Origin of the sequence: Vibrio sp. 10N.239.312.C11, from assembly GCF_041466065.1 — a bacterium.
Taxonomy (GTDB): Bacteria; Pseudomonadota; Gammaproteobacteria; order Enterobacterales; family Vibrionaceae; genus Vibrio; species Vibrio tasmaniensis_A.
This window is the reverse complement of record NZ_JBFSRZ010000036.1, coordinates 35,429-49,013: the sequence shown is the minus strand read 5'-3', so window position 1 is coordinate 49,013 and position 13,585 is coordinate 35,429. Positions and strand designations below refer to the sequence as shown.

Here is a 13,585-nt window from a genome sequence, read left to right as displayed (position 1 = left end):
AGAGCCAGAGCCAGAGCCAGAGCCAGAGCCAGAGCCAGAGCCAGAGCCAGAGCCACAATTAACGACAAGTCATTATTCAAGCTACGCCGAAATACGCGCTGCAGAATTTGAAGTGCCGAATCTTGAGGATGTTCAGAAACTTCTGAGTCGTTTAGAAGCGACTAATGTTGTCGATGAGCTGAATCTAGATGAGTTGATGGATCGGAACACACAGCAAATTGCTCAGCAGGCAGACATGCAAATGTTTGACGCTGCAGTAGAGTCTGTTCAAGTGTCTGTAGATCCTGAAATTCAAGATTGGGATCTTCCAGAACCTGATTTATCAATTGCTGTAGAGCCACCTGTTGAATCGCAGCAAATTGAAGAGTTACAAGCTGAATCGCTGGAGACGGAGCAAGTAGAAGTTAAGGCTACTGAACCCGATCTTGAATCTCCTCAAATTGAGCCATTTACCGAACTTGAAACTCAAGCTGGTGGAGCTGGTCAGTTTACATCATGGGAAACGACGGCTAGAACTGAAGATTTTCAAGTGCTGTATTTTGATGTGAACGGTGTGACGTTTGCTGTGCCACTTGATGAGCTCGGGGGTATTCATCGCCTCGAAGAGTTAAGTCATATTATTGGCAAACCTGCTTGGTATTTGGGGTTGCAAACTAATCGAGATAGTAAGCTAGACGTGGTTGATACCGCCAAATGGGTGATGCCTGAAAAGCTATTATGTGATGATTATAAAGAAAATTATCAATATATAGTCATGCTTGGCGAAAGCTTGTGGGGGCTTGCGAGCACAGAGCTTAAAGGTACCGAGCTGCTTAATACAGATAAAGTACGCTGGCGAGAAACGGCAGGGAAACGGCCATGGCTCGCTGGTATGGTAAAAGAAAAAATGTGTGCTTTGATCCATGTTGAAGCATTAACCGCCATGCTAAATGCAGGGCTAGACGTAAAAGCATTGGGCTAGTACTACGATTGGTACAATATAAGCATCAAGTTAACAACAGTGGTCGGTAACGACGGCAAGAGGATTATCTATGTCTCATATGAGTGAAGTTGAAGTAAGAAAAGATCAAACAAATGATGAAGTACTTCAATGGGTGACATTTCAACTAGAAGAAGAAACTTACGGCATCAATGTAATGCAAGTACGTGAAGTATTGCGTTACAGCGAGATTGCTCCAGTACCGGGTGCTCCAGACTACGTTTTAGGTATTATCAACCTGCGTGGTAACGTTGTTACTGTTATTGACACTCGTTCTCGTTTTGGTTTGATGCAAGGTGAAATCACAGATAACACACGCATTATCGTTATTGAGTCTGAGCGTCAAGTTATTGGCATTTTAGTAGATAGTGTTGCTGAAGTTGTTTACCTGCGTTCTTCTGAGATCGACACGACACCAAGTGTTGGTACTGATGAAAGTGCTAAGTTCATCCAAGGTGTTAGTAACCGTGATGGCAAGCTTCTTATCTTAGTCGATCTGAACAAGCTGTTAAGTGAAGACGAATGGGATGAGATGGCTCACCTGTAATGTTTGAAGCGCTTCCTTTAAACCCTATTGCTCTGATAGTCGGAGTTGGGGTTTTTACGTTATTCATCGTGATTTTGATTAGCAAAGTAAAAAGTGCAATTCAAAAGCAGATCGATACGTCACGCCTGCAAGTTCGTAACTTGGATAAAGAGCTTCAAAAATCGAGTAAGCAATTACTTGAAGTTCGCTCTGTTGTGGTTGGCCTTGGTCAGAAAGTGACGGAACAGCAAGATCTGATAAAACACTTGAATGAACGTATTGTTGAGTTGGAACATGCGGACACCGATGGGCGTTTGTATACACGTGCAACTAAAATGGTTCAGCTTGGGGCTGGGATAAACGAACTGATCGAAGAGTGTGAATTACCTAAGGCAGAAGCTGAGCTGATGATGTCTCTGCAGAATAAGCTCGCAGGTAAGGAAAAAATCCCTTCGTTAAGAAGTAATCCTTCATCGTATGATGAACAACCTGCATCCTCTCGTGATCGTAGAGACCCGACTCGACGTCGTTAAATTTAGCGCTTACTGCGTAATGTGCAATTGATGTTCATCACGCACACCTCTTAAAAGAAGCTTCGGCTTCTTTTTTTGTGCCTGTTATACCTATATAGAACGATGTTTATAAGTGTTTGTATCTAATGCAATATCTTGTTTGTTGATGAAAATGTGTAAATTGTGATGCGGTGGTAACAGTTTCTTACGGAGTTTGTTCTTTCGAAAACGCCTAGTCCTGTTTTGTCACCTTATTGGTGTGCTACTATAGCCCTCTCATTACTCGACTAAATTTACCTATGCTAGAAGTCTCAAATTTAACTGCTATTCGTGACGACAGGGTTCTGTTTGAATCGTTGTCTTTTCAATTGAAACCCGGCGAACTGGTTCAAGTTGAAGGTCGTAACGGTACTGGGAAAACGACACTCCTTAGGATTATCACTGGGCTAGGCGACCGCGATGACGGCACTATCTCTTGGGATGGTGAATCTATTGAGTCGAATCGAGATATGTATCACCAAAATTTGCTTTTTCTTGGTCACCAAACTGGCGTGAAACGCGAGCTCAGTGCCTATGAAAATCTGAGCTTCTATCAATCGATTCACAGCAGTGGAACGAGTAAGGAAGAACTTTACAATGCATTGGCTCAAGTGGGGCTTGCTGGTAGAGAAGACGTACCAGCAGGGCAACTTTCAGCGGGGCAACAGCGTCGTGTGGCATTGGCTCGTCTTTGGTTGAGTAAGCAAATGTTATGGATTCTAGACGAACCGCTGACTGCAATAGACAAGCAGGGTGTTAAGGTTTTGGAGTCTCTTTTTTCTCAGCATGCAGATAACGGTGGCATTGTGTTATTAACCACACACCAAGATATGTTTGCTGATAGCCCGAAACTAAGAAAAATAAAGTTGGGTGAGTAATATGATCTCTTCAATGACAACGATCATCCGACGTGAGCTATTGATCGCATTTCGTCGCCAAGCCGATATCTTTAACCCTCTGTGGTTTTTTATTATTGTCATCACCCTTTTCCCATTGAGTATCGGCCCTGAGCCAAACCTACTTGCACGTATTGCTGCAGGTATTGTTTGGGTAGCGGCTTTGCTTTCTGCATTGCTCTCTTTAGAGCGTTTGTTTCGTGATGATTTTCAAGATGGCGCGCTTGAGCAGATGATGTTGATGCCCATCCCGTTGCAGTTGGTAGTCTTGTCCAAGGTCATAGCGCACTGGTTATTGACAGGGTTACCATTAATATTGATCAGTCCGTTGTTGGCGGTACTGCTATCCTTGGATTTCGATACTTGGTTATCGGTAGTCTTAACGTTATCGGTAGGTACGCCAGCATTAAGCTTTATTGGTGCGATTGGTGTGGCTTTAACGGTTGGGTTACAAAAAGGTGGTGTGCTGTTAAGTCTGCTTATTTTGCCGTTGTATATCCCAATTCTTATATTTGCTACATCAGCGATTGATGCCGCAGCGCTAGGCGTTGCGTATAACGGACAATTGGCGGTGTTAGGGGCAATGTTGATGGGCGCGATGACGCTCACCCCATTTGCCATCAGTGCAGCACTGAGAGTGAGTGTTAACTAGTTAATTACCTGGTTAAGATTAACTAAGCACTCACCAGCACTTTGCATGTTCAAAGTGAACTATTTAAAGCCTTCAAACTCCTAGAGTCACTGAAAGAAGCAGTAAGCCAAATAAATTATAATAATTATAGCTGTGATAGCTGTAAGCAATATGAAGTAAGAGTGAGATTACAACATGTGGAAATGGCTCCATCCCTACGCCAAAGCAGAAACCTCTTATCAGCTTGCTGGTAAACTTCTGCCATGGTTTTCGATCCTAGCGCTATTGTGCCTATCCGCCGGTACTGTATGGGGGCTTGCATTTGCGCCTTCTGATTACCAGCAAGGCGATAGCTTCCGAATTATCTATATCCATGTTCCGTCTGCAATCTGGTCTATGGGTGTATACATGTCGATGGCAATTGCTGCCTTTATCGGTTTGGTATGGCAGGTAAGGCTGTCAGACATGGCTGCGTTGGCTATGGCGCCTATCGGTGCTGTATTTACCTTTATTGCGTTACTAACTGGCGCTGTTTGGGGTAAACCAATGTGGGGTGCTTGGTGGGTTTGGGATGCACGTTTAACCTCAGAGCTGATTCTTCTATTCCTATATTTGGGTGTTATTGCACTGCACCACGCGTTTGACGACCAAAAAACAGCAGCCAAAGCGGCAGGCATTTTGGCCATCGTTGGTGTCATCAACCTACCTATCATTCACTTTTCAGTAGAGTGGTGGAATACACTTCACCAAGGCGCAACAATTACTAAGTTTGATAAGCCTTCTATTTCAAGTGACATGCTATGGCCGCTTCTTCTTAACATCTTCGGTTTTGCCTTTTTCTTTGGTGCTGTGACTATGGTTCGTTTTAGAAACGAAATCATCAGTAAAGAGAGTCACCGTCCATGGGTTCGCAAGCTAGCGGCTAATAAAGCGTAGTAGGGTAGGTAATTATGTATTTTGAATCTCTGAGTGATTTCTTTGCCATGGGTGGCTACGCCTCATATGTATGGAGTGCATTTGGAATCACATTCCTCGCGATGATCATTTTACTGGTCGTAAGCGTTCGTCGTGGTAAGCAATTATTAAATGAAGTACAAGCTAAGATTGACCGTCAAGCTCGTATTGATGCAGCAAAAAATATGGAGAACACTCTATGAACCCAAGACGCAAAAAGAGGCTAGGCATTATCTTAGCGATCTTTTTTGGTATCAGTGCAACTGTTGGATTGATGGTTTATGCACTTAACCAGAACATGGATCTGTTCTACACGCCAACTGAGCTCGTCAACGGCAAAGATGGTAAAAAACCTGAAGTGGGTCAACGCTTACGTATTGGTGGCATGGTTGTAGTCGGCTCTGTAAGCCGTGACAATGAATCATTGCGTGTAAGCTTCGATTTGGCTGATGTAGGCCCTAAAGTGACGATTCTATATGATGGCATCCTTCCTGATCTTTTCCGTGAAGGCCAAGGTATTGTTGCTCAAGGTGTCCTTAAGGATGCAACGACAATTGAAGCGTTTGAGGTGTTGGCAAAGCACGATGAAGAATATATGCCTTCTGAAGTTGCTGAAGCAATGAAGAAAACTCATGAGCCTTTGCAATACACGACTGAACAAAAAGAAGGAAATGCTCAATGATAGCCGAGATCGGCCATTTTGCGATGATCCTGTCTTTGGGACTTGCACTGCTGCTAAGCGTGCTCCCACTGTATGGAGCCGCTCGAAATAACACATTATTGATGAACAGTGCACGACCGCTGTCGTGGGGTATGTTCGGATTCCTAGCGATTTCGTTCTTTATCTTGTGTTACGCGTTCTACACAAATGATTTTACGATTCAATACGTAGCAAGTAACTCGAATAGCCAACTGCCTTGGTACTACCGAATTACCGCGGTTTGGGGGGCTCATGAAGGCTCACTACTGCTTTGGGTTCTAATCCAAGCGGGTTGGACGGTAGCAGTTGCAACGTTTAGTCGTGGTATGCCTCAAGAGTCTGTGGCTCGCGTACTGGCGATTATGGGTTTGATTACTGTCGGCTTCTTGCTGTTCATTATCGTAACGTCTAACCCGTTTTTACGTACATTGCCTTTCTTCCCTGTTGATGGCCGTGACTTGAACCCACTACTGCAAGATCCGGGTTTGATTATTCACCCGCCAATGCTTTACATGGGTTATGTAGGTTTCTCGGTAGCGTTCTCTTTTGCAATCGCTTCTCTAATGAGCGGTCGTTTAGATACGGCATGGGCTCGTTGGTCTCGTCCTTGGACAATCGCTGCTTGGTTATTCCTAACAGTAGGTATCGCTCTAGGTTCATGGTGGGCTTACTACGAACTTGGCTGGGGTGGCTGGTGGTTCTGGGATCCAGTAGAAAACGCTTCATTCATGCCTTGGTTAGCTGGTACTGCACTGATGCACTCACTAGCGGTTACAGAAAAGCGTGGCACGTTTAAAGCTTGGACAGTCTTGCTGGCTATCTCTGCATTTTCACTAAGCTTACTAGGTACATTCTTAGTTCGTTCGGGCATCTTGGTATCGGTTCACGCATTCGCGTCGGATCCTGCCCGTGGTATGTTTATTCTAGGTTTCTTAGTGTTTGTTATCGGTGGTTCACTGTTGTTGTTTGCTGTTAAAGGCGCATCGGTTCGTGTACGTGGTAACTTCGATTTGGTTTCTCGTGAAAACGCGCTACTCGGCAATAACATCCTATTGATTGCTGCGCTTGTCGTTGTGTTAGTCGGTACGCTACTGCCATTAGTTCACAAACAGTTAGGCTTGGGCTCGGTATCTATCGGTGCACCATTCTTTGATATGTTGTTCTTCTGGTTAATGATCCCGTTCTCGTTCTTACTTGGTATCGGTCCTCTGATCCGTTGGAAACGTGACAACCTATCTAAGCTCGTTAAACCTATGATGATCTCAGGTGCATTCTCATTGGGCTTAAGTGTGCTAATGGTGACCATGCTGGCTGACCGTTTCAGCGGTACCGCTTTTGCCGGTTGGGTAATGGCATACTGGATTATCTTCATGCATGGCTTTGAGCTTCATGAACGTGCGACACACCGTCATACATTCCTGAAAGGCCTGACTAAGCTACCTCGTAGCCACTGGGCGATGATGTGTGGTCACATTGGTTTGGCCGTGACAGTGATTGGTATTGCGATGGTGCAAAACTACAGCATCGAACGTGACGTACGCTTAGCACCAGGTGAAAGCTACCAACTTGAAGAGTACAGCTTCCTGTTTACAGGAGTTCGTGACAAAGATGGCCCTAACTACGATGGTTACATTGCTGACTTTGAAATTACCAAAGAAGGCAAATACATCAACACGCTTCACGCTGAAAAACGTTTCTACACAACCGCTAAGTCGATGATGACAGAAGCGGCGATTGATCGTGGCGTAACGCGCGACCTTTACATCGCAATGGGTGAGCGTTTAGACGACAATAAATCTTGGGCTGTGCGTATCTACTACAAACCATTTGTACGTTGGATCTGGGCTGGTTCTCTGATTATGTCGATTGGTGGTGTTATTGCTATCAGTGACCGTCGTTACCGCTTCCGTAAGCCAACGAAAAAGTCTACTAAAGAGCAGGAGGCTTAATTCGAATGAACAAGAAGATTTTATTCATTCCATTGATTGCGTTCATGGTTCTAGCTGGAATCTTTGCGACTCAATTGATGCGTAACCAGTCGGGTGATGACCCGACTAAACTTGAATCGGTATTGATTGGTAAGCCAGTACCTGAGTTCGGTTTAGAAGACTTAGAGCAACCGGGTAAGTTCCATGATCAAGCTATCTTTAAAGGTGAGCCACTGCTTCTAAATGTGTGGGCGACTTGGTGTCCTACTTGTTATGCAGAGCACTCTTACTTGAATAAGTTAGCGGGTCAAGGCGTTAAGATTATTGGCCTTAACTACAAAGATGATCGCAATAAAGCGGTAGGTTGGTTAAAAGAGCTGGGCAATCCATACTTGATCAGCTTATTCGATGGTAACGGCATGCTAGGTCTTGACCTTGGTGTGTATGGCGCTCCAGAGACTTTCCTCATTGATGCTAACGGCGTAGTTCGTTACCGCCATGTTGGTGACGTGAACCCAACTAACTGGGCATCGACGCTTGAGCCGATGTACCAAGAGTTGTTGGAGGAAGCGAAATGATTAAGAAGACACTGATTGCTCTATTCGCTACATTTGCTATTTCGGCGACTGTTTCTGCTGCGCCTATCGAATTCCATGAATTTGATACCGTTGATCAAGAACAGCAGTTCAAAGAGCTAAGCAACACGCTGCGTTGTCCTAAATGTCAGAACAACACCATTGGTGATTCGAACGCAGAGCTTGCGGTTGATTTACGCCAAAAAGTGTATGAAATGACAAAAGATGGCAAGTCGAAGCAAGACATCATTGATTACATGATTGCTCGCTACGGTAACTTTGTTACTTACAACCCGCCACTCACATTAGCCACATCAATCCTTTGGGTTGGTCCGTTTGCGGTAGTCGTGTTTGGTTTCGGTTTGATCATTTTACGAAGCCGAAAGTCAAAGTCGAAAGCAGTAGAGTCAGATAAAGACTGGGATGCAGACAAAGAAGCTCGTTTAAAAGCGTTACTCGATGAAGAGAACGACGGAGATAAGAAGTAATGACTCTATTTTGGATTTCTACCATTATCCTTTCGCTAGCAGCAATTTTCTTAATTGTTCTGCCCTTCATTAATAAGAAGGCGAACAATGATGAAATGCTTCGCGACGAGTTGAACAAAGCATTCTATAAAGATCGTCTCGTTGAGCTCGAAGTGGAAGCAGAAGAAGGTCTTGTTGATAACCAACAAGAGCTGATCGCTGATTTGAAACAGTCTCTACTTGATGATGTACCTGCGCAGAAAGAGATGAAGAAGACCCAAATCTCAACATTGGGCGTCGTAGTACCATCTATTGTCCTAGTCGTGGTTGTTACATATGGTATGTACTTTCAGTTTGGTGCTCTGGATAAAGTCCAACACTGGCAAGAAGTGAGTTCAAACCTTCCTGAGTTGTCTAAAAAGCTAATGTCATCGGAAGGTGGTGCATTAACGGATGATGAACTAGAAGATTTGACTCTGGCACTTCGTACTCGTCTGCACTATCAACCAAAAGATTCGACAGGTTGGTTACTATTAGGTCGTATTGCATTGGCTAACCGCGACGCGGAAACTGCGAAAGATTCGATGCAAAGAGCTTACAAGCTTGAGCCAAAGAATGAAGATGTTCAGCTAGGTTATGCACAAGCATTGATGCTTTCACCTGATGATGCGGATCAAAACCAAGCTCGTTTAATTTTGAGCCGTTTGATTCAAAACGACTATGTTGATCTTCGTGTGTTCTCGTTGCTAGCGTTTGATGCGTTTGAGCGTCAAGACTACCCAGGTGCTGTTAAGTACTGGAGCATCATGCAACAGATGATTGGTCCACAAGACAGTCGCTATGAAATGTTATCGCGCAGTATTGAAAGTGCGCAGAAGAAAATGGGCAATGCTATGGGCGTTGACCAAGGTAAAACTGTTGCTGTAACGCTTGAGTTATCTGGTGATGTGAATGCTGCCCCTAGTTCAGTGTTAGTTGTATCAGTGCACAGAGCTGACGGCTCACCAATGCCGATTGCTGCGGCTCGTTATCCGCTAGGAACTTTCCCTCGTACTGTCGTTCTTGATGATGGCAACAGCATGTTGGAAGGGCAGAAGTTGTCCAGCCTTGAAACTCTAATGGTTAGAGCTAGGCTTGATACAGATGGTAACGTTTCAACTCGAGACGGTGATTGGTACGGTGAAAGTGAAGTGGTTGAACTGGGTGCCCCAGTTACCATTGATATCAATAAGCAATATTAATCATTACTTTGCATAGGTGTTAGCTATTCCGATTTATTAAAAAACGGTATAGACTTACGCAACCAATTGAGGCCAGCGATTGCTGGCCTTTTTTATTATTCCTTATGGAAAAGGTGATATGTCTATCAGTGTTTTAAGACTTTCGAGTTTACTCTTCATCGCAAGCTTAACGGTAGGTTGTTCGAGCGTACCAGATGAAAGCAATGGCGGTGATAACCTCGAAACCTCTGAATATGTCGAAGAGTCCCATCCGAACGACCCTTTTGAAGGTTTCAACCGAGCGATGTGGGATATCAACTACGAGTATCTCGACCCTTATTTGGTTCGACCTGTTTCTCTTGCCTATGTTGACTATACCCCTGTACCAATTCGCTCTGGTATTTCCAATTTTTTAGCCAACTTAGATGAGCCATCAAGTATGCTCAACAATCTCATTATGGGTAATGGTGGGAAAGCGCTTGATCATTTCAATCGTTTTTGGATTAACTCTACCTTTGGTCTTCTTGGTCTGATTGATATTGCTAGCGAAGCGGGGATCACCAAATATGACGAAAAGTCGTTTTCTGATGCGATTGGTCATTATGGGGTAGGGAATGGACCGTATTTTATGCTGCCGGGATATGGCCCTGTGACGACCCGACAAGTAACAGAGCAAGTGGATAGCTTATATGTACCTTTGTCTCTGTTTACCTTTTGGGCAAAGTTAGGGAAGTGGGCCTTTGAAGGTATGGAAACACGTGCTCAGTTGGCCTCGCAAGAAGCCTTATTAGATGACTCTCCAGATCCATATGCTTTGACTCGTGATATTTACATCCAACGTCAAGATTTTAAAGCTGAGATCGAGCCAGAAGAGGTTGATCTTGAGGAGGAAGATTTCATTGATGAGTATCTCGAAGATTACTAAATACAAAGCTTAGATAAGCAGATAAGAGAAAGGCTCGATGTTAATTCAACATCGAGCCTTTTTAATGTTTTCTACTTTTCTACCTTTCGGTAAGAAGGTAAGTAGATAATTAGGTAACTAGTCTAGAAGCGGTAGTTAGCTTGGATACCGACTAACCAGATGCTGCCTGTCACTTCGCCTTCGAAGCTACCACCAAAGTAATCTGCTTTTGGATCTTTTTCATGCATTTTCGCGTCTTTCGCTAGAATGTAAGTGAAGCCAGCATCCAGAGTTAGCTGCTCAGACCATTGGTAGCCCGCACCAATACTTAACCAAGTGCGGTCTGTTTCTGGGATCGTCGCAGTACGGTGTTCTTCGCTTACCGCTGAAGTATCGTAGGCAATACCAGAACGCAGTGCTAATTTAGGTGTCATTTGATAAGTCGTACCGATTGCAAAACGGTAGTTGTCTTCCCAGTTCTCTTGCTTGATCTCTACGCTTTTCTCGCCAGGGAAATCAGCAACAAGTTCTTTAAAGCTGCTCCAGTTCGTCCAGTTAATACTTGCGTGAACCGCTACAGTGTCTGTCAGCTGGTGGAAGCTAGCAAGTTCAGCTGTTGCCGGAAGAGCGAGGTCCATTGAACCACTTTTGTGTGCTTCTGGTTTTGTTGGGTTGAAACCAAAGCCTTTTGCATAGCCTTCTAAAGTCAGGTCAACTTCTGATTTGTAGGTAAAGCCAAGGCGGTTGTCTTCATTAATGTCCCAAGCGGTACCAACTTGCCAACCCCATGCCGTGTCATCACCTTCCATGTATTTCAAAGAGGTACCAGACTTCACTGGAATAAGAGAGTTTTTAGTTGATACTGCACCAAAGCTACCTTCAGCCATGATGTAACGTACGCCACCACCAATAGAAACACTCTCTAGTACTTGATATGCAGCGTTCAAGTTCAGCTCCATAGTAGTCACACTTGCTTCGTTACCATGGTTTGCACCGCCGAAGTCTTTACCCAGGTCCGTAGCCATGCCGTAGTTAGTACCAGCGGCAAAGCCTAACGCAAATTTGTCATTGTACTTATGAGAAGCATAAAAGTTTGGAATAAAAGCACTGTGCGCGAAGTCACTAGAGTTAGATGTTGTTTTACCGCGCGGAGTTGTAGAAGTCCCTTCAATATCAATGTTTGGGTCTACGTAGATACCACCAACAGAAACCTGTGTGCCTTCTAGGTAAGTCAGCATAGCAGGGTTACGCCATTGCGTGTCTGCACCGTCAGCCATTGCTGCTTCACCAGCGTAAGCACGACCTAAGCCTGTTGCTGAGTATTCTGCTAGTTGAAAACCTGCCGCGTTAGTTACGGTAGAAGTCGAAAGTAATCCTACTGCCACTGCAGCAGATAGAAGAGTTTTATTCATTTTCATTATTATGTTCACTGAATCATAAGTATTTAGTGGCGTGATTCTACTTTTAGAGTTATTACTTTAAAAATGAAATTCGAATAAAACAGTGTTTTAGGGATTAAATGAGCAAATGTGTTTAATTATTAGAGAAATCATCTAAATGTTTCGGCTGTGTTGCGAAGTTTGAGCGTACACCTGTAGCTGTATATTTGCTCTGCAGGCTACAGTTGTAAGCTTAAATTTAGGTTGGTCAGTGGTTTAGGAAAACAAAAAAGGGTCGCACAATGCGACCCTTTGGGGTTATAGCTAACTTTATATTAGAAGCTGCGGCTGTACTGAAGACCTAATAGGATTGCATCAGCATGTGTCGTCGCTGTTAGTGGTGTACCTGAAGAGGTTTCTGAAACCTTCACATCGTCACCTAACAAGTATGTAAAGCCGAAGTCTACGTTTGAAGCAGTGTCAATGTGGTAAGTGAAACCAGCAGAGAACCACTGACGGTCTGAATCCGGAACAGAGATAGATGTCAGTTCGTCTTGCGCACTGGTGTCATACATGTAACCGGTACGTAGTGTCCATGTATCGTTTAGGTAGTAAGTACCACCAATTGCGTAGTGCCAACCATCTTGCCATTTGTATTCTTTATTGTAGCTACCATTTGCCCCACCAACTGGTGATGTTGCTAGATCTAAGTTTCTAAATTCGATCTGGTCGAAGTCACCCCAGCCGATCCACTGCACAGAGTAGTGAACTGCGAACTTAGTATCTTCAATTTTGTGGAAACCAGAGAATTCAGCGATGTCTGGTAGTGGTAGCGTGATTTCTTGGCCCTTGTCATCTTTAGCGGTGATTTCAGGGCTATAACGGTACGCTAGACCAAAACGGTTGTTTTCATCTAATTCGTAAACGGTACCAACATTAAAACCAACAGCCCAACCATCAGCTTTGTCGACGTTTAATAAAGAGGTGCCTGCCGGTGGAATTCCCTTAGATGGATTTCCTTTACCAAAACCAGCACCAGCGGTACGTTTCATCGTACCTTGACCATAAATAAGGTCTAAACCTGCACCGAAGCTCCATTGGTCGTCTAGTCGGTAAGAACCTGCAAGACCAAAGTTGACGCTCTTAACATCCGTTAAGCCACCGTATTCAGCTGCCGGGTAGTTGTCGTCAAACTCTGTTTTAGTACCGAAGTTTGAGTAGGCATTGATACCCCAAGCAAATTTATCATTTACTGGAACGATAAGGTGGATGTTAGGCGCGATTGATGTGTCACCTACATCATCAGTATTATTTACCGGAACTTTGCCACCAACGTAGTTAACGTCGTTGACTTCAATCATTGAAGTGATGCTTTCAAAACCAAGAGATAGCTCAGTTTTATCAAATAGTGCCATTGCTGCAGGGTTACGTGCCATTACTGACGCGTTATCTGCGATTACTGCATCACCAGCAAAAGCACGGCCGATGCCGGTTGCTGATTGTGCGTTAAGTTGGAAACCTGCTGCCATCGCTTGCGAAGACGCCAGTGTAATTGTTACTGCTAAAAGAGACTTTTTAAACAGACGCGTGTTGTTGGTAGTCATTCATTTATTCCTTTATATATCCGCCTCTACAGGGCGATTAATTTGAGCAATTGCTCAATGGTGGCTGATCCTATTCGGAAGTATACGATATACAAATCCGACCATTGGAAATTTTGAGGGTAAAATTATGGAAATGACGCCTATCTGGCACGAAAATGGAGAGAAATGCTGTTTTTTAGAGTTTTAACTCTAGAGGCATTGGTGTGGTGAATGGTTTTTTGGATTATTGATAAACAAAGCCCAGCAATATCAGTAGTATACTTGCTGGGCC

15 protein-coding genes are annotated in these 13,585 nt (G+C 44.1%); 13 read left to right on the top strand and 2 right to left on the bottom strand.

Annotated features, from left to right (window positions below):
- The 13 genes from AB6D07_RS15530 to AB6D07_RS15470 form a co-directional block, all read left to right on the top strand.
- The coding region (locus tag AB6D07_RS15530; RefSeq protein WP_371692852.1) for a chemotaxis protein CheW at nt 1-961 on the top strand (961 nt) is incomplete at its 5' end.
- A gap of 70 nt (nt 962-1,031) precedes the next feature.
- Nucleotides 1,032-1,526 carry a chemotaxis protein CheW gene (locus AB6D07_RS15525; protein WP_009848530.1) on the top strand — a complete coding sequence of 165 codons (495 nt, stop codon included), beginning with the start codon at nt 1,032-1,034 and terminating at the stop codon, nt 1,524-1,526.
- The gene (locus AB6D07_RS15520) at nt 1,526-2,038 is read left to right on the top strand and encodes a DUF2802 domain-containing protein (protein WP_009848529.1); all 513 of its coding nucleotides are present in this window, start codon (nt 1,526-1,528) and stop codon (nt 2,036-2,038) included. The genes AB6D07_RS15525 and AB6D07_RS15520 overlap by 1 nt, the downstream gene beginning before the upstream one ends.
- 278 nt (nt 2,039-2,316) lie before the next feature.
- Nucleotides 2,317-2,934: a cytochrome c biogenesis heme-transporting ATPase CcmA gene (gene ccmA / locus AB6D07_RS15515; RefSeq protein WP_009848528.1), complete on the top strand. Its 618-nt coding sequence runs from the start codon at nt 2,317-2,319 to the stop codon at nt 2,932-2,934.
- Nucleotide 2,935: 1 nt separating this feature from the next.
- The gene (gene ccmB, locus AB6D07_RS15510; protein WP_009848527.1) at nt 2,936-3,604 is read left to right on the top strand and encodes a heme exporter protein CcmB; all 669 of its coding nucleotides are present in this window, start codon (nt 2,936-2,938) and stop codon (nt 3,602-3,604) included.
- A gap of 174 nt (nt 3,605-3,778) precedes the next feature.
- Entirely contained in the window at nt 3,779-4,519 is a 741-nt protein-coding gene (locus AB6D07_RS15505; RefSeq protein WP_009848526.1) for a heme ABC transporter permease, read from the top strand.
- 14 nt (nt 4,520-4,533) lie between these two features.
- Nucleotides 4,534-4,740, top strand: coding sequence for a heme exporter protein CcmD (gene ccmD / locus AB6D07_RS15500; RefSeq protein ID WP_009848525.1), 207 nt, complete (start codon nt 4,534-4,536; stop codon nt 4,738-4,740).
- Nucleotides 4,737-5,219, top strand: coding sequence for a cytochrome c maturation protein CcmE (gene ccmE / locus AB6D07_RS15495; RefSeq protein ID WP_009848524.1), 483 nt, complete (start codon nt 4,737-4,739; stop codon nt 5,217-5,219). Before ccmD ends, ccmE begins: the two co-directional genes overlap by 4 nt.
- Entirely contained in the window at nt 5,216-7,186 is a 1,971-nt protein-coding gene (locus AB6D07_RS15490) for a heme lyase CcmF/NrfE family subunit (protein WP_017104009.1), read from the top strand. Before ccmE ends, AB6D07_RS15490 begins: the two co-directional genes overlap by 4 nt.
- A 5-nt stretch (nt 7,187-7,191) precedes the next feature.
- The gene (locus AB6D07_RS15485) at nt 7,192-7,743 is read left to right on the top strand and encodes a DsbE family thiol:disulfide interchange protein (RefSeq protein WP_009848522.1); all 552 of its coding nucleotides are present in this window, start codon (nt 7,192-7,194) and stop codon (nt 7,741-7,743) included.
- Nucleotides 7,740-8,228 (top strand): cytochrome c-type biogenesis protein, encoded by a 489-nt coding sequence (locus tag AB6D07_RS15480; protein WP_009848521.1) that lies wholly within the window; start codon nt 7,740-7,742, stop codon nt 8,226-8,228. Before AB6D07_RS15485 ends, AB6D07_RS15480 begins: the two co-directional genes overlap by 4 nt.
- Nucleotides 8,228-9,448 carry a c-type cytochrome biogenesis protein CcmI gene (ccmI, locus tag AB6D07_RS15475; protein WP_012603452.1) on the top strand — a complete coding sequence of 407 codons (1,221 nt, stop codon included), beginning with the start codon at nt 8,228-8,230 and terminating at the stop codon, nt 9,446-9,448. Before AB6D07_RS15480 ends, ccmI begins: the two co-directional genes overlap by 1 nt.
- Before the next feature lie 118 nt (nt 9,449-9,566).
- Nucleotides 9,567-10,352 (top strand): VacJ family lipoprotein, encoded by a 786-nt coding sequence (locus AB6D07_RS15470; protein ID WP_009848519.1) that lies wholly within the window; start codon nt 9,567-9,569, stop codon nt 10,350-10,352.
- A 122-nt stretch (nt 10,353-10,474) separates the two neighbouring features.
- On the opposite strand, the gene AB6D07_RS15465 is transcribed toward AB6D07_RS15470, so the two are convergent.
- Both AB6D07_RS15465 and AB6D07_RS15460 read right to left on the bottom strand, forming a co-directional pair.
- Nucleotides 10,475-11,749, bottom strand: a complete 1,275-nt coding sequence (locus tag AB6D07_RS15465; RefSeq protein ID WP_029223117.1) for an outer membrane protein transport protein — start codon at nt 11,747-11,749, stop codon at nt 10,475-10,477.
- A 296-nt stretch (nt 11,750-12,045) separates the two neighbouring features.
- A complete protein-coding gene (locus tag AB6D07_RS15460) occupies nt 12,046-13,314 on the bottom strand; it encodes an outer membrane protein transport protein (RefSeq protein WP_017099182.1) in 1,269 nt (422 codons plus the stop codon).
- Nucleotides 13,315-13,585: the final 271 nt, after the last annotated feature.

Coding starts and splice junctions, on each gene's coding strand:
- AB6D07_RS15525 (WP_009848530.1), top strand. CDS start 1,032: ATGTCTCATATGAGTGAAGTTGAAGTAAGAAAAGATCAAACAAATGAT.
- AB6D07_RS15520 (WP_009848529.1), top strand. CDS start 1,526: ATGTTTGAAGCGCTTCCTTTAAACCCTATTGCTCTGATAGTCGGAGTT.
- ccmA (WP_009848528.1), top strand. CDS start 2,317: ATGCTAGAAGTCTCAAATTTAACTGCTATTCGTGACGACAGGGTTCTG.
- ccmB (WP_009848527.1), top strand. CDS start 2,936: ATGATCTCTTCAATGACAACGATCATCCGACGTGAGCTATTGATCGCA.
- AB6D07_RS15505 (WP_009848526.1), top strand. CDS start 3,779: ATGTGGAAATGGCTCCATCCCTACGCCAAAGCAGAAACCTCTTATCAG.
- ccmD (WP_009848525.1), top strand. CDS start 4,534: ATGTATTTTGAATCTCTGAGTGATTTCTTTGCCATGGGTGGCTACGCC.
- ccmE (WP_009848524.1), top strand. CDS start 4,737: ATGAACCCAAGACGCAAAAAGAGGCTAGGCATTATCTTAGCGATCTTT.
- AB6D07_RS15490 (WP_017104009.1), top strand. CDS start 5,216: ATGATAGCCGAGATCGGCCATTTTGCGATGATCCTGTCTTTGGGACTT.
- AB6D07_RS15485 (WP_009848522.1), top strand. CDS start 7,192: ATGAACAAGAAGATTTTATTCATTCCATTGATTGCGTTCATGGTTCTA.
- AB6D07_RS15480 (WP_009848521.1), top strand. CDS start 7,740: ATGATTAAGAAGACACTGATTGCTCTATTCGCTACATTTGCTATTTCG.
- ccmI (WP_012603452.1), top strand. CDS start 8,228: ATGACTCTATTTTGGATTTCTACCATTATCCTTTCGCTAGCAGCAATT.
- AB6D07_RS15470 (WP_009848519.1), top strand. CDS start 9,567: ATGTCTATCAGTGTTTTAAGACTTTCGAGTTTACTCTTCATCGCAAGC.
- AB6D07_RS15465 (WP_029223117.1), bottom strand. CDS start 11,749: ATGAAAATGAATAAAACTCTTCTATCTGCTGCAGTGGCAGTAGGATTA.
- AB6D07_RS15460 (WP_017099182.1), bottom strand. CDS start 13,314: ATGACTACCAACAACACGCGTCTGTTTAAAAAGTCTCTTTTAGCAGTA.